Consider the following 18,680-nt stretch of genomic DNA (forward strand, 5'->3'; position numbering starts at 1 on the left):
ACGTTCTCATCACTAAACATTCGTAAGGTTACATTCGTAAGGACATGATGAATTCCCTCGAACCCACTGACCGGCGACGATGGGCAGCACTGGGCGCCCTCTGCACATCCCTCGTCGTAGTCACGATCGACAACACCATCCTCAACACCGCTATCCCGACCCTTGCCCGCGAACTGCGGGCGACCACCGTCGACCTGCAATGGATCACCAACGCATACACATTGGCGTTCGCCGCCTTGCTCATCACGGCAGGTGGACTCGGCGCGAGATTCGGTCACCGTCGGATACTTCTGACCGGCCTCACCTTGTTCGCTCTCGGGTCAGCCTTCGCTGCCCTCTCTCACACGTCGTTGCAGCTGATCGGCTGGAGAACAGTGATGGGGGCAGCCGCCGCACTGGTCATGCCGGCGACGCTGTCACTTGTCGTCTCGATGTTCGCCCCGCACGAGAGAGGCCGGGCGATAGGAATCTGGTCTGCAACCGCCGGACTGGGAATCGCGATCGGCCCCGTGGCCGGTGGCGTACTTCTCGAACATTTCAGTTGGGGAAGCGTCTTCTGGATAAACGTCCCACTGGTCGCCGGTGTGATCGCCGCGACGGTTTTTCTTGTGCCCCCGGCAAGAGGGATCACGAAGGGTTCGTTCGACATCCCCGGACTCCTGCTGTCCGCCGGCGGACTGGCTTTGATCGTGGATGCCCTCACCCAGGCAAGCCTTCGCGGATGGTCGTCGCCCGTCACGGTGCTGGAGATCGTCAGCGCAACAGCACTTCTCGCCGGATTCGTCTGGTGGGAGCTGCGGGCCTCGGCGCCGATGACCGACGTGCGCATCTTCACCAGTCGAGTGTTCAGCACCTCCAATGCCATCTTGGCCGTAACATTCTTCGCCCTTTTCGGAGTTCTCTTCACGTACACGCAATACCTCCAATTAGTTCGTGGTTACGGTCCATTGGTCGCCGGCGTCGGTGCAGTTCCGTTTGCGATAGTGATGGCGACTGTCGCCTCCAGCAGCGATCGTATGGTCGGCCGATTCGGCGTGCGCAGTTCGATCGCGACCGGTCTCGCAGTCATGTCCGCGGGACTGTTGGTCCTGTCGATCGCAGCAGATAGGTACGCACCGTTCGGAATCCTGGCTGCGATCATGGCACTGGTCGGCGCGGGGATGGGGTTGGTCATGGCTCCGGCCACAACCACGTCGATGCCTTCGGTTGCGCCCCAGCAGGCTTCGATGGCCAGTTCGATCAACAGCGTCGTGCGAGAGTTGGGTGGAGTTCTGGGCGTCGCCGTCATCGGGACGGTCGTAGCCACCGTTTTCCGGTCCCGCTTCGAACCCGGAGTCGACACTTCCACAGCCGATCCGGCGCAGATCCATGCCGGCGCTCCCCCCGCGAGTGCCTTGACCGACGCAGCGAACCAGGCTTACACCTCGGCGATGAGTACCGGAATCCAAATCTGTGCCGCAGTCGCGTTCGTCGGTGCGTTGGCCGTCATTGCACTGTTTCCCGCACCACGTCGCCCGGTTTCTTGTCCTCCCGCAGACCTCGCCAACTCGGATGACGCAGACGCTCGGTCTTCGTCCAATCCATGAACCGCACCTCACCGACGAGTTCCGGCCTCACCCACACCGCACCCTTGCGGTCATCTGCTGGAAGTTCCTCCCCGAACGGACTTTCCTTCTGACGCAGCGGTTCCAGTGTCGCAAGTAAAGACTCCAAGTCGCGATCACTGAAGCCGGTACCGACGCGCCCAACGTAGGTCAATCCATCCTCACCCGGAATTCCCATGAGCAGCGCCCCGATCCCCTGTGCTCGATTGCCCTGCCCGGTGCGCCACCCTCCGATCACCACCTCTTGAGTGCGCCAGTTCTTCACCTTGATCCAACTCGACCCACGCCGCCCCGGAAGGTAGACCGATGCACGACGTTTGGCGACAATCCCTTCCCATCCGGCATCGGTACTCACCTCCAACGCGTTCTCCGCCGTGCCCTCGATCTGTGGAGGTACCTCGAGCTCACCGACCTTGCCCGCCAACGCATTCAACACGGTGCGCCGGTCCGAGTAGGATTTCCGCAGCAAAGACACTCCGTCGAGGTACAGAAGATCGAAGGCCAGGAACACCGGCTCCCCACCTCGCTGGAGAAGACCGAAATCGGTGACCCCCGCGTCGTTGTACGCCACCACTTCCCCGTCGAGAACCACGTCATGACCGTCCAGCACCTCGGCCAACCCGGCAAGGGCGGGATAGTCCCCGGTCTTGTCGTTACCCGCGCGACTGCGAAGTGACATTGTGCCCGAATGATATTCGAGAATCACTCGGATCCCGTCCCACTTACCTTCGAAAGCCCACTCCTGCGAGTCGAGACCTTCGAGCGTTCCAGCGGTGGCAAGCATCGGCTCGAGATTCTTGGGAAACTCCGTTCCGAAACTCGCGTTCTGATCCTTCATCAGATGCATCAACCACTGGTCACCCTTCGTCCGGATCAGCGCGAAGCGTCCCTGCACCCGTTTCCCACTGAGGCGCACGATCACCTCGTCTTCACGCCACTTCTCGGTCTCGTACGTCCCGGAATCCCAAATCGTCATCGAACCGCCGCCGTACTCCCCCTTCGGAATCGTGCCCGAGAACGTGGCGTACTCGAGCGGGTGATCCTCGGTGTGCACGGCCAACCGATTCTCTCCGGCACTGGTCGGCACGCCCTTCGGAACAGCCCAGGACACGAGCACACCATCCCGCTCCAGGCGAACGTCGTAATGCAATCGTCTGGCGTGATGTTCCTGAATCACAAAGGTATTGCCCGCTGTCTCCTTGGTCACCGCAGCAGGGATCGGCTCCGGCGTCCGGTCGGCCGACCGCTTGTTGCGATAGTGCGTCAACGTGTCGGCTACAGCCGCCGAGACCGGCGGATCCAGATCGCCCAACAGATCACCATCGGATTCGACGCGCTCCAGAACCTCGTCGAACAACAGATGCCGTAGTTTCGGATCGTCGAGTTCGTCCCAACTGCGCGGCGCGGCAACATAGGGTTGATCGCGACCGCGCATCGAGTACGGCGCAATGGTTGTCTTGGCTGCGTTGTTCTGACTCCAGTCCACGAAAATCTTGCCTGCCCGCACATTTCGAGCCATCGTCGCGGTGACGAGATCCGGGTGAAGCTTCTCGAGTCCGGTGGCGATCTGCTTGGCGACAGTCGACGCACCGCTGCCGTCCAAGGCTCGATCCAGTGGAACGTAGAGGTGAATTCCCTTGCTACCACTGGTTACCGGATAGGCAGTCCACCCCAGAGTTGCGACCAGATCTCGAATCGACCTCGCCACCTCGGCGCACTCGGTCAATCCGACGCCTTCGCCCGGGTCGAGATCGAATACCAGTCGTGTCGCCGGACCACGCTCGGAACCGTCGAATCGCCATTGGGGAACGTGTAATTCGAGTGCCGCCTGTTGCCCCAGCCACGCCAGGGATGCAACGGAATCGAAGATCGGGTAAGTGACGACGCGATCAGAATGTTGCAGCGACGCACGCGTGAGCCACTGCGGGGCAGACGACGCCAGGTTCTTCTCGAAGAAGGACTGACCGTCCACACCGTTGGGCCAACGCTTACGAGTGCCCGGTCTACCGACGACATGTGGAAGCATGACTGCGGCGATACGGGTGTAGTAGTCGATGACTTCGGCCTTCGTGGTCCCGCTCTCGGGGTAGAGGATCTTGCCCAGATTGGTCACGGACACGGTTGTGCCGTCGAGAGTGATCTGACCCCGATCCGTCGTTGCCATTTCCTCATTGTGCTGGATAGCACTGTGTCTGGATAGCGCTGCGTCTGGCAGTAGAAATCTGATGGATCGGAAACCTGCCGCTGTGCCAGGCCACGGGCAAGACTGGATTCTCGATGGGAGAGGAGACCACGATGACAGTTCGCAGTTCCGTGGAGCCGTTGGTGGACAACAACTGGCGGATGTTCGCCACCTGTAAAACAGTGGACCCGGCGGTGTTCTATTCGCCGGGTGAAGAGCGCGGACGCAATCGGGCTGCACGGGAGAGTTCCGCGAAGCAGGTGTGCTTCCGCTGCCCGGTCATTCGGGACTGCCTGACCTTTGCACTCGACACCGCTGAACCACACGGAGTATGGGGTGGGACGACACCGTCGGAGCGCCTTGCACTACGACGCTCAGCTGCGTGAACTCCGCTCACACGAGACCCCCGTCACGTCCGTACCGGACAAACAGGCAAGATGGCCTTGTGCCTATGACACGACGCGCTGTTGCCGTGACCGCGATCTTCGCTTGCTCGATCTTGTTGGGCTCGTGTTCGTCGCAGCCGGAGGCACCTGCGGCAGCGGACACCACGACCACGGTTCCCGAGGCATTCACCAAACTGCCCTCGACCACCGCCGTGGACAAGTGCGGACCCCAGAGCGGGACCACCCTCGAAGACGGTGTCTTGACCATCGCCACCGATTCGCCGGCGTACGCGCCGTGGTTCGTCGACAACACTCCGTCCAACGGCAAGGGCTTCGAGGGGGCGGTGGCCCGGGCCGTCGTCGACAGACTCGGGTACAACGCCGATCAGGTTCGCTTCACCACGGTCGCCTTCAACGACGCACTGAAACCAGGCCCCAAGGATTTCGACTTCGACGTCAATCAGTTCACGGTTTCCGGGGATCGCCGCGAGAACGTCGACTTCAGCTCGCCGTATTACGCAGTGGCGCAGTCGGTGATCGCCTCGCGCGGGAGCAAAGCCGCTGAGGCAAAGAATCTTGCGGATCTGGCCGGCTACCGTTTGGGCGCTCAGACCGGTTCCACCAGCCTCGCGGCGATCACCGACACGATTGTTCCGACCACTGCGCCACGCGAGTTCGCGACCACGGACGACGCGAAAGCTGCGCTGGCCGCGGGCGAGATCGACGCATTGGTCGTCGACATCCCGACCGGATTTCACATCACCGAGAACGAACTGCCCGGGTCGGTCATCGTGGGTCAGTTTCCGCGGCCCAACGCGGTCACCGAATTCTTCGGGTTCGTGCTCGAGAAGAACAGTCCTCTGACGGCGTGCGTCTCTGCCGCCGTGGATGCGCTCTACGCCGACGGCACCCTCGAGAGACTCGCAACCGAATGGATCACGGACAGCGCCGACGCGCCAGTCCTCGAGTAGTTCAGCCGGCGCGCCCACTGATCGCGCCGACGAAGACCTTCGGGATGTCTGCCGGTGTCGGAGCGAAGTGGCTGTTGCCGCCGGTGAGAGCCGAAATCTGCTCGAGCACATCGGTATCGGCGTCATCGGTGACACCGATGGTGATGATCGGTACCGGCCGCGTCGGGTCCTGCTCGCGAGTCAGGGTGTCGAGAAGTTCCTGCAGCGAGATACTCGACGGATCATCGTTCGCACCGTCGGTCAGTAGAATCACCGAATTGATCGAGGCCGGATCGTAGGTCTGTTGCATGGACCGATACGCGGCGAGAACGCTGTCGTACAAACCTGTTCCGCCGCCGACGATCGAAGAGAGGCTGTCGATCCGAGACAGCAGTTTGCTCCGATGATCCGTGTCGCCTTCAGTTGCATCCATACGGGCGACAGGTTCGAGTTCGCGGTAGTCCGTGCCCTCGCCGAGGTCTATGGAGAATGCCCAGAGACCCAATTGTGCGTTGGCGGGAAACATTCGGATCGCAATGTCACCGGCCTGTGCAGTCGCGGCCATTCGAGTGACCCCGTCCTGCATGTAGTCCATGGACCCCGAGACGTCGACAACTGCCAGTGCACGGGAAGGCCTGGACAGAATCTCGTACCGCGCAAGCGCTTTGGTGACCACAGTCGGATCGGACGGCACCAGCGAGCCAACCTTTCCCACTCCACCGGCTACCGGTGGGGCCTGATCCGCGCCGCGGAACCCGAGGCCGGCAAGTACGGAGCGCCCGGTGTCCGATGTCAGCGCTGCCGCCAGCAGTTTGCCGGCGTCGACCGCCGCCGAGTCTGCACCCACACCTGCCATCGGGTAGTCCATGAAGACCGAACCGGAAGACGGTACCGACGCGGTGAGTCGACTGTCCGCATGTGCGGCGAGATAAGCCTCGAAGGTCTGCTCGGTCGTCACCGCGGTCCCGCCGTCCGCGTCCACGGTTTGGATGCGTCCGGTCGAACCGGTTTCCTTCAGATTTCCGTACTGCGCTTGCGCCACCGGGACCAGGGCTGCCGAAATGGACGTGAGGTCCCCGCCCCGCGACTGGGCCTCGGCAAAGGCTGCCACGATCGGTGCGCTGGAGACGGCACTGGTGAGGGGATCGCCGATGTGCAGTGCTGGAGCGCCGAGGACATCCGTCCAAGCGGCGGGTGCCTCGCTACCCGGCGCCGAGACAGTGACAACAGGGGTGGACGCGACCGAGTTGCTGATCCGGCGAATCTCCTGCCCGCTAGCCGAAACCTTGTCCAACCATTCGCTCGAATCAGGGACCCACAGTGCGGGTGCCGAACCGTCGGCGATCGCCGCGACGGTGAGCACGGGATCTTGCGGCGTCACACTGAGCGAGCTGCACCCGAGTTCCGTAGCGGGGATGGCAGCGGCGACAGCTTCGAGTCCCGAGGCGATCGACGGATCGGCGGCCACGGTCACGGTTTCCGGGTTCTCACAGCTGGTTGCCGTCGCAGCTGTGACAGCACTCGCACCGAGTTCTCCCTTGTCGCTGACGCTTTTGAACGTCACGGCGAATGCTGCGGTTCCACCGACTGCGACTACTGCCAAGAGTCCGATCAGAACCTGCACGGATCGAGGCATGGACGCAGGTGGTGCGCCGTACCCATGACGAGACGACATTGATCGAATCCTTTCCGGCGGGACCCGCATCAATAACCAACCGATGCCCGGTTTATCCCGCCGAAAAGAATCCTAACTCATGTTAGCGGTGAAGTAGCTCGATGTGGAAATCTCCACAACTTAGGTGTAGATCTGGACAAACTGGGCCAGCGACTTCTCCACATCGCCTTTGAGCGCCCGCGCCACACTCGAACCGATCGGGCCGAACAACGGCGCGCCGCCCAACTCGACTGTCAGCGCGAGTTCCGACCCGTCGCCCTTTGCCTTGACGTCGAGTTCGAGACCGAGCTTGACCCCGCCCTTGCCGTCTCCCTTGAGCGAGATCGCCTTCGGGACGTCGTACTTCTTGATGGTCCACCGAACGCGGTTGCGCAGGCCCTTCACAGTCACGACCGAGCTGATCTCGGTGCCGACACCCAGTTGTTCGGGAAGTTCACTGCGCCATCCGTCGTGAACCACGAGCCAGTTTTCGTATCCACTGAGATCGGACGCCTTGTCCCACACTTCCTGAGGAGGAAGCGGAACGTCGATTTTCACTGTGAGCTTTGCCATGGCAGAACAATAAGCCCCGTGCGCCTTTTCCGTAACCAGAGGTACCAGAAAGACGCACGGGGCTTTGCCCCTCTTAGTGGCTGACAGCCTTTTCGACGCCGACGCCGGTGAGGGAGCGAACTTCCATCTCCGCCTGCTTTGCCGGATCTTCGATCTTGTTACGTCCGATGTACGTACCGACGATGCCGAGGACGAATGCCAGCGGAATCGAGACGATGCCGGGGTTCGAGAGCGGGAACCAGGCGAAGTCGGAGTTCGGGAACATCGACGACGGCTTACCCGACACCGCCGGGGAGAACACGATCAGCGTCAAGCAGCTGATCAAACCGCCGTAGATGCTGAAGAGCGCACCGGTGGTGTTGAACTTCTTCCAGAACAACGAGTAGAGCAGGGTGGGCAGGTTCGCCGAGGCCGCCACTGCGAAGGCGAGAGCCACCAGGAAGGCGATGTTCTGCCCCATCGCCATGATGCCGAGAACGATGGAGACGAGTCCGATGACCACGACGGTGATTCGAGAAACTCGAACCTGCTGCTCCTCGGTTGCGTTGCCGCGCTTGATGACACTGGCGTAGATGTCGTGAGCGAACGACGCCGAAGCAGTGATCGCGAGACCGGCAACGACGGCGAGGATGGTCGCGAACGCCACCGCGGAGATGATGCCGAGGAAGATGGTGCCACCGAGCTCGAAGGCGAGTAGCGGAGCGGCCGCGTTCTCCTTACCAGGCGCTGCCAAGATCTTGTCCGGTCCGACCATGCTGGCCGCGCCGTAGCCGAGAACCAGTGTGAACAGGTAGAAGGCACCGATGAGCGCGATCGCCCAGGTCACCGAGCGGCGAGCTTCCTTGGCAGTGGGCACCGTGTAGAAGCGCATCAGCACGTGCGGCAGGCCCGCGGTGCCGAGCACCAAAGCGATTCCGAGAGAGATGAAGTCGAGCTTCGTCATTCCGGAAAGACCGTACTTGGCACCGGGCCCGAGGATGTCGCGTCCCTGCACACCCTTGGTGGTGGAACTGTTGACCATGTCCTGCGCATTGGCGAGCAACTGAGAGAAGTTGCCGCGCACTGCCCACAGAACGAGTACGAACATGATTCCGGCTCCGGCAACCAGCAGAACTGCCTTGACCATCTGTACGTAGGTGGTGCCCTTCATGCCGCCGACCAAGACGTACACGATCATCAGCACACCCACGATCGCGACGACGATCGACTGTCCCACCTTGCCGTCGATGTTGAGCAGCAGCGCGACAAGTCCACCGGCGCCGGCCATCTGGGCAAGAAGATAGAAGAGGGAAACGGCCAGAGTGGACAGGGCCGCCGCCATGCGCACCGGACGCTGCTTGAGTCGGAAGCTCAGCACGTCGGCCATCGTGAATCTGCCCGTGTTCCTGAGCAATTCGGCGACCAGGAGCAGTGCAACCAACCAGGCGACAAGGAAGCCGATGGAGTACAGGAAGCCGTCGTAGCCGTACACGGCGATCGCACCTGCGATACCGAGGAACGATGCCGCCGAGAGGTAGTCACCGGCGATGGCGAACCCGTTCTGCGGGCCGGTGAACTGCCCACCACCGGTGTAGAAGTCGGACGCCTTCTTGGTGGTCCGGCTGGCGCGGATCACCAGCGTCATGGTCACGACGACAAACGCGAGGAAGATCGCGATGTTGAAGGCTGGGTTTCCTACGTCCGTTCCGGACGCGGCGAGTGTGGTGATCACTGTGCGGGACCTTCCAGTTCTTCACGGATGGCGGCGGAGCGGGGATCGAGCTCACGACCGGCGAACTTCACGTACCACGCGGTGATGGCGAAGGTCGTGACGAATTGCCCGAGGCCGAGGATGATGCCGAGATTGATGTTGCCGAGGACCTTGGTGGCCATGAAGTCGTGGGCATAGGTAGCCAGGACGACGTACACCGCATACCAGAGCAGGAAGAATGCAGTGATGGGGAAAACGAACTTGCGCAGACGCGTTCGGAGTTCCTGGAATTCGGGACTCGCTTGCATGTCTATGAATGCCTGGGCATCCGGGGTGCGTCGCTCTTGCGGCGACCCCTCACTGATTTCTGCTGTGGACACTGCCGGCTCCTCGCCTCGCGTGTGAAGTGAACTACGCACAGACGTTAGTGAGATCGGAGTCACATGAAGACGCTGTGGCGCCAGTCACACGGTGAGCAGTCGCGCGCTGCGCCGAACGGTCAGGCAGGCGCGACCAACGGCAGAGGGTTCGGGCGGTGAAAGTCAGGGTTGGCGGAGATCGTCTTCGCGATCGGAGCCCATTCCGAGACGTTCCGGGGCGTGCATCCGCGTGAAGATTCGCGCAATATCTGCCGGTATCTGCTTCGACGACACCTTGCTCACGACGATCATCGTGAGGAACGCCAGCGGCACGCTCACCGCGGCCGGGAACGCGAAAATGGCTGCCGGCCAGCCACCGAGGACGTCCTCCGACAAACCACCCAGGACGGCGACAGTAGCGGCAGTGCCCGCAACACATCCACCGACAACCATCCCCGCCCCCGCGCCGACGGCAGTCAGACCGCGCCACCAGATACCCAATACGAGCAGTGGGCAGAGCGTCGACGCAGCGACTGCGAACACCAAACCGACGGTTCTCGAGAGGTCGACCGACACCACCGCCAGCGACAGCACGAGAGGAACGACCCCGGCCAGTAGCGCTGCAATACGGAAGTCTCGAACTCGACCACGGAGAACATCGGTACTGACGACGCCGGCGATGCTGACGAGCAATCCGGACGACGTCGACAGGAAAGCGGCGATGGCACCGGACGCCACGAGGGCTGCCAGCAGTTGTCCGCCCCACCCCGAGAACACCGAGCCCGGCAACAGCAGCACCGCCGCGTCAGAGGTGCCGGTGATCAGAAGTTGCGGGACGTACAGTCGAGCGAAAACACCGAGGAGTGTCGGAAACAGGTAGAACACGCTGACCAGACCGACAACGGCGAGCGACGTCAGACGGGCTGCCCGGCCGTCGGGGTTGGTGTAGAACCGGACGAGAACATGAGGAAGGCCGAGCGTTCCGAGGAAGGTCGCGAGCATCAGCGAGTACACCTGGTACATCGGGTGCGGCCCACCGAAACCCCAACCCGGGGTGATCCAGTCAGAGTTCTGCGCGGGCGCTCCGGCGACGACAGGGACAGCGGCTCCCGCGTCGAGGACCATGGACATGCCTTCACCGAGAGTGTGCTCCCCCGGCCCCAGGGTCATCGTGCCTTCGACCGCTCGCCCGTCGACTGTGCCGCCGCTGACCGTCACCGGCTCGGACACCTGGACGACGACGTCGGTGGTGATGTCGACGGTCGTCGCAGTGGTGACCGTCGGCGGCATCGACGCGCCGACGTCGTGGTGATCGCCGAAGAAGTAGAAGGTCAGTGCCACAGCGGGAATCGCGACGGCAGTCAGTTTCAGCCAGTACTGGAAGGCCTGAACGAAGGTGATCGAGCGCATCCCGCCGCCGACGACATTGGCGATGACGATGACCCCGACAGCAACGCCGCCGATCCAACTGGGAACCCCGAGCAAGATATTGAGCGTCAGTCCCGCGCCTTGGAACTGTGGAATCAAATACAGGATGCACACCATCGCGACCACGAGCATCGCGAGCTTGCGCAATCGCGGTGAGCCGAGACGGAATTCGGCGAAATCGGGGACGGTATACGCACCGGAACGCCGAAGCGGTGCTGCGACGAACAGCAGCAGGGCGAGGTATCCGGCGGTGAATCCGATGGGATACCAGAGGGCGTCGGCGCCGTACTTGGCGACCAGCCCCGCAACACCGAGAAACGAAGCAGCAGAGAGGTACTCGCCGGAGATGGCCGTCGCATTCCACCGCGCACTGACGGTTCTGGACGCGACGAGAAAGTCCGAGGTGGTACGAGCGAGCCGAACGCCGTAGATTCCGATAGCCACGGTTGCCACGGCCGCCGCAACGATGCCGAGCACCGTCAACACCGGGATAGGTTGTCCTCCCACAGCGCCGCGCTCAGTCGTCCACGATGTCGTTGAAGTCCTGCTCGTTTCGCTCCGCACGACGCACGAACACCCAGCCTGTGGTCAACAGCAAGGGATACACGGCGCCGCCCATTACGAGCCACGGCAACCGGATGCCAAGGACTGCGACCTCCGACAGCGTCGGGAAGAGATGCGTCAGAAGCGGCACCGCACACAGGAGTCCGGCTGCGACGACGGCAAGGCGAATCGCCAGTCCCAACTGCGCGCGAACGAGACCGCGGATCATGGCGTCGCCGACTTCGGTCTGTTCCTGCACCTCCACCCGCGTTCGCACGATCCGTGCGCCACTACGTTGCGCCAACACAACGCGCTCACGCTGCGGAGGATCGGACTGCGACGTCACCGCGACAACCAACTCTGCTTGGGCGCACGAACCAGTCGATCCTTGAGTTCACGGGTGTGTCTGCGGCTGACCGGAAGCTCGACGGGAGGCTTGTCACCGTGCGGGCGCAGACAGACCACCAATCCACTGCCTACTGTGCGGATGCCGGTGACCAGCGCCAGAGACACCAGGTAGGAGCGGTGCACACGCAAGAAGCCCGCGTCGGCCCAGCGTGATTCGAGCGTCGAGATCGGGATGCGCACCAGGTGCGACTTTCCAGCGGTGTGCAAACGCGCGTAGTCCCCGTCGGCTTCCACCCACTCCACCGAGGAACGCTGAACGAGCGTCGTGACACCGCCCAGTTCCACCGGGATCACCTCGTCCGTGGGCGCAGCTTCGGGTTTGCTCTCACTCTTGGTGCGCCCGGCGAGCCCCACGATCCGCTGAACGGCCTGAGCGAGACGCTCCTCCCGGAGCGGTTTGAGTAGGTAGTCGACGGCGCCGAGATCGAATGCGTCAACCGCTCGATCGTCGTGCGCTGTCACGAACACCACGGGCGGTGGCGTCGCGAAATTGGAGAGGATGCCGGCCAGTTCGAGACCGTCGAGTCCGGGCATGTTGATGTCGAGAAACACCGCGTCGATGCTTCCACCGCGCAGTATCCGCAACGCTGTCGTCGCATCCGATGCCGTGTGAACGTGCGCCACCGAGTCCTCGGCGCGCAGCAAGAAGGCCAGCTCGTCGAGGGCTGGTTTCTCGTCGTCGACGGCAAGGACGGTCAGCTGGGCATCAGTGTCAGTCTCGTTCACAACAGGTCCATGTTCCCACGACGGTTTCAGCCTGATCATCGAAGGCGAGAATCAGACGTGAATACCCTGCTTGAACTTGGGAACACGCATGCTGACCTTCGTACCGGCACCCGGCGCTGTCTCCACCACGAGTCCGTAGTCGTTGCCGAACGCGGCACGAAGTCTGTCGTCGACGTTGGCCAAACCGACGTGAGCAGCTTCTCGTGCGCTGGGTCGCCCCGATCCCGACTCGATGGCGTCGAGCGAACCGGAGCGCAGTAGTTCGGGGTCCATCCCCACACCGTCGTCCTCGACGCTGATGATGCAGTCCGGTCCCTCGTCCGCAGCCACGATGCTCACGGTCCCGCCCTCCGGCTTACTCGAAATGCCGTGACGAACCGCGTTCTCGACCAGCGGCTGGAGGGCAAGGAAAGGAAGAACCACGTTGAGCACTTCGGGTGCTATCTGAAGGCGGACGTTCAGAGCCTCCCCGAATCGCGCGCGTTCGAGGGTCAGGTAACGATCGATGTTGCGCAGCTCGTCGGCAAGCAGGGTGAACTCACCCGCAGATCGGAACGAGTACCGCGTGAAGTCCGCGAACTCGAGGATCAGTTCTCTGGCCCGCGCCGGATCGGTTCGAACAAACGATGCGACCGTGTTGAGCGCGTTGTAGATGAAATGAGGACTGATCTGTGCGCGCAGGGCACGCACTTCGGCTCGATCCAACAGGGCTCTGGACGCGTCGAGGTCGGCGAGTTCGATCTGACTGCAGGCATATCGTGCGACCTCGGTGACCGCTCCGAGCATTCCCGGCCACGGGTCCTCGCTGGTGACGATTCCCAGTACGCCGACCACGCCGATGTCCTCGATCAGCAGGGGCTGAGCGATCAGCGCTCGCACATGGTGATCGCTCGGTCCGCGCACCAGGTCCGAGTGCGTGACGAGTACCCGGCGTTCGCCTTCGATCGCACGAATGGCGGCGTCATGGAATTGTTCGGACAACGCTTCGTGACGGCCGTCCCACGCCAACAGGTTTCCCGACGCGTCTGCCAGGCCCAGACCGGAGCCGCCGGTCAGCTCGCGTAGGTGAGGCGCCGCCTCGGCGGCCGAATTCTCGTCGAGTCCACGCCGAAGTGGCCGCGCGGCAAGCGAAGCCGTATGGAGAGCGGCATGGACTGCACGTTCGGTGGGGGTGGTCACCTCACGTCTGGTGCGCATCCACACAGCCGTCAGCGCCCCGGCCACTGCGAGAATCAGCACGCTGAGAAGCGCGACCACGGCCGGACTCAAGGCGAGTCCTCGTCCAGTTTCCGTATCAGTGTTTTCGGAGCCACCGTGCGGTACGCATCTTCGACGACGTCGGCTACGTCGTTCCAGAATTTCTCGTCCTCGGTCTCGTCGGCACTCGGAACGTCGAGGTACACGCCGATCCATCCCCGGCCACCCACGTACGGAGGGACGAAGAACCTCGACGGGTCACGACTGACCCAATCTGCCTGCGCCCCAGGTGGGGCCGCGGCCCAGATCGCGACGCGATCGTCGTGGTGGTGATCTGCCATGGTGACGAACTGCGGCGCCTTGCGCACGAACCACGACGCTTCACCGTGGCTGACCCGCTCGGTCGCCTCCGGCAATGCCAGTGCAAGAGCGCGGATTCGCTCCAACGGCGTCATCGATTCACGACCCGCAGGTATTCGGTGCCGGAACACCTGCAAATCGATCCTTCACCCACGCGACAGCTCCCGGCACAGCGGCGCCGTCCGCATGACCTTCACCCGGTCGCGCCTGGAATTCGATGACGTCACCGTCGGCGCAGGCGCGTTCGACTGCCGCCTCGGTCCATTCCGGACGGATCAGGTTGTCATTGGTACCGACGACTACGTACATCGGACCGCTCGCGCGTTGACGGGGAAGAGCAACATCGCTGAGCCACGCGTGAATTCGGTCCGCATCCTCGGCGGTAGCCGGCCGCGTGTCGGCGGGCGTCACCTTTCCGACCAGACCCAACTTCTCCGTCGCCCGAGAGGTCAGGCACGAGGTGAGCAGGTCGTAGTTCTGCTCGAATGCGCCGCGCACGTAGTCGGTTCGTTCGAGGTCCGGATGGGTGAGGGACAGCCCTTCGAGTACATAGGGCAGCAGCAGTTGCTGAGGCAGTGACAGATTCACCTCGGAATCACTCGAGATGATCGGCGAGATGTCCGCTGCCGGGGACAGGTTTGCTGCACCGACGAATTCGAGTCCGTCGCCGTAGGTGTCGGCTTCCTCGGCTGCCGCCCAGGATGCCTGCCCGCCTTGGGACAGCCCCAGAGTTGCCCAACGAGTCGAGGTGTCCGGAACGACGTTGCGCGCCGCTCGAACCGCGTCGATGACGTTGAACGCCGCGGTGTCCGGTTGCAGGTAAGGATGCGGGTCCGGAGTGCCGAGGCCCTCGAAGTCGGAGACAGCGACCACGTATCCCGAGTCGAGGAACGGCGCGACCAGGCCGATCGTGCCGAACAGGGTCGGCGAGGCCGACGGCGCGCAGTCGTCCGAAATACCCGTCGTGCCATGGCCGATGGAGACGATCGGCCAACCGCCCTCCGGCGGAGTTCCAGGCGGCGTGAACACCGTTCCCGACACCTGAGTCGCTCGGCCGTCGATACCGGAGGTGGAGCCGTACAGGATTTTCACCGCGCTTGCTCCGGACGCCGCCACTTCGGCTGTGCTGGTGAAGGGTTCACTGTCGAACACGACGCCACGTTGCGCACTGCTCTCGACCGACGGGGTTGTCGTGGTCGAGGTGTCGGTGACGGAGACATCCGGCGAGGCATCCGATCCGCAGCCGACGCTCACGAGAAGTGCGCTCGCCACCACGACTCCCCAGACTGCGCGAACCCTCGAACTCCGAACAGTCATACGCAGTGTTCCCCTCTATTTGCCCGCACCGCTACCTGCTCGGCGACGCCTGACACGTTCCTCTGCTGCGGCCTCTTCGATGTCGAGTCCTTCCAATACGGTACGCAATACCTCGTCGTCGAGATCTCCGTCGTCACGTGCGGCGATCAGCGCAACTCGTTGCGAGCGCAGTGACTGATGCCGGAACTTGTCGAACAGAGCTCCCGCATTCCACAAGGCGGCCTCGCGATCGGCGTCCTCGTCGACCTCCTGGAGTTGAAGCCTCGCCTGCATCGAGCGTCGTACGCGTTCGACGATCGCCTGCAGTTCCTTCCCGTCGATCCCCGGCGGAGGGTGCGCGGCCGCGTCTGCCAACGCCTTCTCTCCCGCCTTGCGAGAAATGTTGCGGGCCAACTCCATCTGTTCCTGCGTGCGCAACTGCTCGTAAGGATCCGCGACGTCGAGGCGACGGATCATGAACGGCAAGGTAGATCCCTGGATGAGCAATGTCCCGACCGCGACGATGAACGCGATCGCCTGGATGACGCCGCGTCCGGGGAACGGCTCGCCGGACGAGAGTGCAAACGGGATACCGCCGGCCGCAGCAAGAGTGACGACGCCGCGCATTCCCGCCCACGAGACCACCAGATTCTGTTTCCACGTCAGTTGATTCTCGCGATCACGGCGCAGGGTTACACCGAATCGCACACGCGAGTAGCTCAGGAACAGCCACACCGGCCGAATCACGATGACAACGGCCAGGACTGCGAGACCGTACGCGAACACGTGAAGCACCGGAAGTCCGTCGGCGACAACATCGTCGATCACAAAGCTCAGCTGGAGCCCCATGTATGCGAAGACGAACATCTCGAGAAGAGTGTCCAGGCTCGACCACACCGAGCGCTCCTGCAATCGCGTCATGATCGACGCGTCCGTCGAATAGTGCCCGATCACCAGACCAGCGACCACAACGGCCAGAACACCGGACGCGTGTAGTTCTTCGGCGGCCAGGTAGGCAGCGAACGGAAGCACCAACCCCAAGCCGGTTTCCAGTGGAGAGTCGTACATGCGGGCACGAACGAACTTGACGACAAACGCGAGCACCAAGCCGACGACAACGCCGCCGATCACTTCGTACGCGAAGAACAACAGGGGCGAATCGGTGGCAATTCGCGTTCCGGTCACTGCTGCGACGGCGACGGTGAAGAGCGTGAGCGCGGTGGCGTCGTTGACGAGCCCCTCGCCCGTCAGGATGGCGATCACCCGTTTCGGGAGCCCGAGCTTCTGACCGACCGCCACCGCGCTGACGGCGTCGGTCGGCGCGATCACGGCCCCGAGCACCAGGGCGGCGCCGATCGTGAACTCGGGCACCATCCATTCGGAGAAGAAGGCAACCACGAACGCCGTCACCAACACCATTCCGACGCCGAGGCGCAAGATCGGGGCCAAGTTGCGTTTGAAGGTCGCCACCGAGAATTTCAGAGCGGCCGAGTAGAGAAGCGGCGGCAGGACCACACCGAGAATGACGTGGGGATCGAGTTCCGGCCGCGGCATACCGGGTATGAAGGATGCGACCGAACCTACCGTCACCAAAACCAGCGGAGCCTGCAGGTTTCGTCGATTGGACAGCCCGGTGACTGCGATGGCGGCAATGACGACCAGCAGAATCCAGGTGAAGTTCACGCGTTCATTCTGCCCGCCGACCCTGGGAGTTCACCCAGCGGACGCACAGAAGCCCGCAACCTTTTCGGTGACGGGCCCCTGAGCAACGGTGCTACCGAAAAACGGTATGCCGAATCCGGTATTACTGCTTTTCGGGAACAGCCTTCTTGGCGGCCTCAGCTGCCTTGTCGATCTGATCGCCGTACTTGTTGCCGGTCTTGTCGTCGGCGATGTCGGCGACCTTGTCGATAGCGTCGTGAACCTTGTCGGAGTTCTCCGCTGCGAGCTCCTGGCCCTTTTCGACCAATCCCTTGACGTTGTCCAAGAAACCCATGTCCGTGTCCTCTCCCGGTGCTGACGCACATCCTTCGGCGGAATCGTTCCTCCGCGCCCTTCGATTCTCACAGGTCGACGGCCTCTGCGCCAGAAAGCAGGTCCGTGCGTTCGAGCCGTGCGCAACTCGAGGTAGCGTTAACCCGCCAATAGCTGATTGACCACCCATCGACATCGACAGGTGCCCGGTTTGAATGCAGGACTGCGCGGGACGGGGAGCGACCCCTACCCCACGCGTGAACTGCTGTCCCGGTGGTGGTCGGATCGCACCGATTACACCTGGCTCCCCCGATTCCTCGACACTCGCGGGCTGACCGTTCCCGGACGCAAATTAGTCGCGGTGTGGTGTTTTCTCTTCGCCCTGATCGCGGCGACCATGCAGTTGAGCCGCTTCGGTTCCGACACCGCCCTGGCGCGGTCGATCTTCGCCCTCGGAACTATCAGTGGCGCCTATGCGGGCTACCGCTGGGCGCGTAATGAATCGTGGCCAACTTGGCGACAATCCGTGGCCTTTGTCGTCTGGGCCGACCTGTGGCTCGCCGTCACTCTCTTCTTCGCCGTGCGCACCGCTTTCGTCGGAACCATCGGCTGCATCTTGTTCATCATGATCGGCTTCTATGCGGCGATAGTTCACAGCCCTCGCGTTGCCATCAGCCACATCGGTTGGGCTCTTGCTGTCTGCACGACGCTCGCTGCCATGGCGATGTCCGAGCCGGTCAACGACGACTGGGTGGTCGTGAATCTCTATCTGATGGTTGCCGGTGTGGTTTTCTCCACCGCATGGATTCTGCAGATCGTCTGGCTGCGCCTGACCGACGACGCACGCAACGCCCACCGGGACTACCTCACCGCGACACTCAATCGCCGCGGACTCCAGGACGAGGCACAGCATCTGCTGCGCAGTGATCGAACGCAGGCTCTGATCGCACTACTCATCGACGTCGACTCGTTCAAAAACCTCAACGACACACACGGCCACGTCGCGGGCGACGACGCGTTGACCGCTGTCGCCGACCGCCTCCTCGCTGCCGCCGGACCCGATGCGGTGGTGGCTCGAATCGGTGGAGACGAGTTCGTCGTCCTGCGCGGAGTCGATCGAGGAGATATCGAGCGGGTCGCCACCGAGATACATTCGGCGGTCTCGTCCGACTCCGATCCCTATCCTGTGTCCGCCAGTACCGGCGTCAGCGTCTATCTGAGCCCCGAGACGGACTTACCGGATCGAGCTGTAAACGAACTGATCGAGCACGCAGACAATGCGATGTACCGAGCCAAGAAGCGCGGCGGCGATCGCATTGCCTGGGTGCAGATGTTCAGGCGCTGAAACTA

At 62.7% G+C, this 18,680-nt stretch carries 17 protein-coding genes; 4 read left to right on the forward strand and 13 right to left on the reverse strand.

Annotated features, from left to right (window positions below):
- Positions 1 to 44: 44 nt before the first annotated feature.
- A complete protein-coding gene (locus tag AC1Q6C_RS02295; protein ID WP_492666355.1) occupies positions 45 to 1,586 on the forward strand; it encodes an MFS transporter in 1,542 nt (513 codons plus the stop codon).
- Here AC1Q6C_RS02295 and AC1Q6C_RS02300 read toward each other — a convergent pair.
- Positions 1,486 to 3,768: an ATP-dependent DNA ligase gene (locus AC1Q6C_RS02300; protein WP_136470746.1), complete on the reverse strand. Its 2,283-nt coding sequence runs from the start codon at positions 3,766 to 3,768 to the stop codon at positions 1,486 to 1,488. The two genes, AC1Q6C_RS02295 and AC1Q6C_RS02300, sit on opposite strands and share 101 nt — an antisense overlap.
- Before the next feature lie 131 nt (positions 3,769 to 3,899).
- Here AC1Q6C_RS02300 and AC1Q6C_RS02305 point away from each other — a divergent pair, with 131 nt between their 5' ends.
- Both AC1Q6C_RS02305 and AC1Q6C_RS02310 read left to right on the forward strand, forming a co-directional pair.
- Entirely contained in the window at positions 3,900 to 4,172 is a 273-nt protein-coding gene (locus tag AC1Q6C_RS02305) for a WhiB family transcriptional regulator (protein WP_050654722.1), read from the forward strand.
- 65 nt (positions 4,173 to 4,237) lie between these two features.
- The gene (locus AC1Q6C_RS02310; RefSeq protein ID WP_193595043.1) at positions 4,238 to 5,143 is read left to right on the forward strand and encodes an ABC transporter substrate-binding protein; all 906 of its coding nucleotides are present in this window, start codon (positions 4,238 to 4,240) and stop codon (positions 5,141 to 5,143) included.
- Between the two features lies 1 nt (position 5,144).
- Here AC1Q6C_RS02310 and AC1Q6C_RS02315 read toward each other — a convergent pair whose 3' ends face one another.
- The 12 genes from AC1Q6C_RS02315 to AC1Q6C_RS02370 form a co-directional block, all read right to left on the reverse strand.
- Entirely contained in the window at positions 5,145 to 6,797 is a 1,653-nt protein-coding gene (locus AC1Q6C_RS02315) for a substrate-binding domain-containing protein (protein ID WP_230358963.1), read from the reverse strand.
- A 120-nt stretch (positions 6,798 to 6,917) separates the two neighbouring features.
- Positions 6,918 to 7,349 carry a type II toxin-antitoxin system Rv0910 family toxin gene (locus AC1Q6C_RS02320; protein WP_003939735.1) on the reverse strand — a complete coding sequence of 144 codons (432 nt, stop codon included), beginning with the start codon at positions 7,347 to 7,349 and terminating at the stop codon, positions 6,918 to 6,920.
- 73 nt (positions 7,350 to 7,422) lie between these two features.
- The gene (locus tag AC1Q6C_RS02325; RefSeq protein WP_007727752.1) at positions 7,423 to 9,060 is read right to left on the reverse strand and encodes a monocarboxylic acid transporter; all 1,638 of its coding nucleotides are present in this window, start codon (positions 9,058 to 9,060) and stop codon (positions 7,423 to 7,425) included.
- The gene (locus AC1Q6C_RS02330) at positions 9,057 to 9,419 is read right to left on the reverse strand and encodes a DUF485 domain-containing protein (protein WP_003939976.1); all 363 of its coding nucleotides are present in this window, start codon (positions 9,417 to 9,419) and stop codon (positions 9,057 to 9,059) included. The genes AC1Q6C_RS02325 and AC1Q6C_RS02330 overlap by 4 nt, the downstream gene beginning before the upstream one ends.
- 162 nt (positions 9,420 to 9,581) lie before the next feature.
- On the reverse strand, positions 9,582 to 11,333 hold the full coding sequence (locus tag AC1Q6C_RS02335; RefSeq protein WP_030534942.1) for a sodium/solute symporter: 1,752 nt from the start codon (positions 11,331 to 11,333) through the stop codon (positions 9,582 to 9,584).
- A gap of 10 nt (positions 11,334 to 11,343) precedes the next feature.
- Positions 11,344 to 11,715 (reverse strand): membrane protein, encoded by a 372-nt coding sequence (locus tag AC1Q6C_RS02340; protein WP_003939880.1) that lies wholly within the window; start codon positions 11,713 to 11,715, stop codon positions 11,344 to 11,346.
- Positions 11,712 to 12,503: a LytR/AlgR family response regulator transcription factor gene (locus tag AC1Q6C_RS02345; protein WP_003939723.1), complete on the reverse strand. Its 792-nt coding sequence runs from the start codon at positions 12,501 to 12,503 to the stop codon at positions 11,712 to 11,714. Before AC1Q6C_RS02345 ends, AC1Q6C_RS02340 begins: the two co-directional genes overlap by 4 nt.
- Before the next feature lie 51 nt (positions 12,504 to 12,554).
- On the reverse strand, positions 12,555 to 13,772 hold the full coding sequence (locus AC1Q6C_RS02350; RefSeq protein WP_030534943.1) for a sensor histidine kinase: 1,218 nt from the start codon (positions 13,770 to 13,772) through the stop codon (positions 12,555 to 12,557).
- Positions 13,769 to 14,155 (reverse strand): MmcQ/YjbR family DNA-binding protein, encoded by a 387-nt coding sequence (locus AC1Q6C_RS02355; RefSeq protein WP_007727762.1) that lies wholly within the window; start codon positions 14,153 to 14,155, stop codon positions 13,769 to 13,771. Before AC1Q6C_RS02355 ends, AC1Q6C_RS02350 begins: the two co-directional genes overlap by 4 nt.
- Positions 14,156 to 14,159: 4 nt before the next feature.
- The gene (locus AC1Q6C_RS02360) at positions 14,160 to 15,377 is read right to left on the reverse strand and encodes a lipase family protein (protein WP_492666356.1); all 1,218 of its coding nucleotides are present in this window, start codon (positions 15,375 to 15,377) and stop codon (positions 14,160 to 14,162) included.
- Between the two features lie 15 nt (positions 15,378 to 15,392).
- Positions 15,393 to 17,039 carry a Na+/H+ antiporter gene (locus AC1Q6C_RS02365; RefSeq protein WP_042451113.1) on the reverse strand — a complete coding sequence of 549 codons (1,647 nt, stop codon included), beginning with the start codon at positions 17,037 to 17,039 and terminating at the stop codon, positions 15,393 to 15,395.
- A 121-nt stretch (positions 17,040 to 17,160) separates the two neighbouring features.
- Positions 17,161 to 17,352, reverse strand: coding sequence for an antitoxin (locus AC1Q6C_RS02370; RefSeq protein WP_003940164.1), 192 nt, complete (start codon positions 17,350 to 17,352; stop codon positions 17,161 to 17,163).
- Positions 17,353 to 17,532: 180 nt separating this feature from the next.
- Between AC1Q6C_RS02370 and AC1Q6C_RS02375 the strand changes: the two genes are divergently transcribed.
- On the forward strand, positions 17,533 to 18,675 hold the full coding sequence (locus AC1Q6C_RS02375; protein ID WP_042451115.1) for a GGDEF domain-containing protein: 1,143 nt from the start codon (positions 17,533 to 17,535) through the stop codon (positions 18,673 to 18,675).
- Positions 18,676 to 18,680: the final 5 nt, after the last annotated feature.

The organism is Rhodococcus sp. MT28 (assembly GCF_058792695.1).

Coding starts and splice junctions, on each gene's coding strand:
- AC1Q6C_RS02355 (WP_007727762.1), bottom strand. CDS start 14,155: ATGACGCCGTTGGAGCGAATCCGCGCTCTTGCACTGGCATTGCCGGAG.
- AC1Q6C_RS02315 (WP_230358963.1), bottom strand. CDS start 6,797: ATGTCGTCTCGTCATGGGTACGGCGCACCACCTGCGTCCATGCCTCGA.
- AC1Q6C_RS02295 (WP_492666355.1), top strand. CDS start 45: ATGATGAATTCCCTCGAACCCACTGACCGGCGACGATGGGCAGCACTG.
- AC1Q6C_RS02370 (WP_003940164.1), bottom strand. CDS start 17,352: ATGGGTTTCTTGGACAACGTCAAGGGATTGGTCGAAAAGGGCCAGGAG.
- AC1Q6C_RS02310 (WP_193595043.1), top strand. CDS start 4,238: ATGACACGACGCGCTGTTGCCGTGACCGCGATCTTCGCTTGCTCGATC.
- AC1Q6C_RS02305 (WP_050654722.1), top strand. CDS start 3,900: ATGACAGTTCGCAGTTCCGTGGAGCCGTTGGTGGACAACAACTGGCGG.
- AC1Q6C_RS02300 (WP_136470746.1), bottom strand. CDS start 3,768: ATGGCAACGACGGATCGGGGTCAGATCACTCTCGACGGCACAACCGTG.
- AC1Q6C_RS02320 (WP_003939735.1), bottom strand. CDS start 7,349: ATGGCAAAGCTCACAGTGAAAATCGACGTTCCGCTTCCTCCTCAGGAA.
- AC1Q6C_RS02360 (WP_492666356.1), bottom strand. CDS start 15,377: ATGACTGTTCGGAGTTCGAGGGTTCGCGCAGTCTGGGGAGTCGTGGTG.